Here is an 880-nt window from a genome sequence, read left to right as displayed (position 1 = left end):
CAACCCCGCCGCCCCGCAGCCCCCGCGAGGCGCTCGAGACCGACGGCCCGGGCGTGATCGACGGCGCCGCCACCGACTCCTGGATCGCCATCGCCTCCGCGAAGCAGGACACCGTGTCCGTCATGGACTGCGCGCGTGACGTGCTGGACCAGGGCACCCTGGACGCGGTCGCCACCCACATCCCGAACGCGTCCAACGTCTCCATCGCGCAGCTCTTCGCATCCCGGGACGAGAACCTGGAGTTCATGAGCTGCTCGTTCACCAGCTCCACCCGGGCGGAGAACGGCATGCCGATGGCCATGGTCCGCTACCAGCACGACCTCAACGGCGACCGCCTGGAGTGGTGCAAACCGGAGCCGGCCGCGATCGCGGACGAGTACACCTATGACGAGAAGTCCGGCAAGGGCCTGATGGCCCTGGTCCGCCCGGGCATGAAGGGCGGCCGTGACGGTGCCCCGCTGATGCCGCAGCGCACCGGCTGGGCCTGCAACGAGGACGGCTCCGCGATGGTCTCCATCACCTTCGGCGCCATGGAGGGCTACGGCGACGCCAACGAGGGCCTCACCGCCATCAAGGACTCCCCGGTGGCCGAGAGCACCACGATCGTCACCCAGGCCCGCGACCACCTCGCGGACACGGTCCTGAAGGACCCGTCGAAGTACCAGGACGTCATCGACAAGGCCTCCCCGGTGTTCATGGACTACCAGATGGACGAGGAGACCCTCGCCGAGGCCAAGAAGATCCCCGCCGGCGAGTCCGACCCCGAGGACCTGCCGACCCACTCGATGCTGGACCGCCCGGAGGGCGCTCCGGGTCCGGTGGCCCCGGGCCAGCCGCCGCGCGTGGTCGAGGACTGACCCCCGGCGGGCCCAGCCCCGGC

Annotated in this window: 1 protein-coding gene; it reads left to right on the top strand. The window is 70.8% G+C overall.

Going from position 1 to position 880, the window contains the following annotated elements; all coding sequences use genetic code 11:
- A partial coding sequence (locus AC2W7A_RS12905; RefSeq protein WP_485991676.1) for a hypothetical protein occupies positions 1–857 on the top strand: 857 nt, incomplete at its 5' end.
- Between the last annotated feature and the right edge of the window lie 23 nt (positions 858–880).

This window comes from Micrococcus sp. LASM2_SD2, from assembly GCF_057364565.1.
Note: the sequence above shows the minus strand (reverse complement) of the source record. Positions and strands in the feature narration are given on the sequence as shown.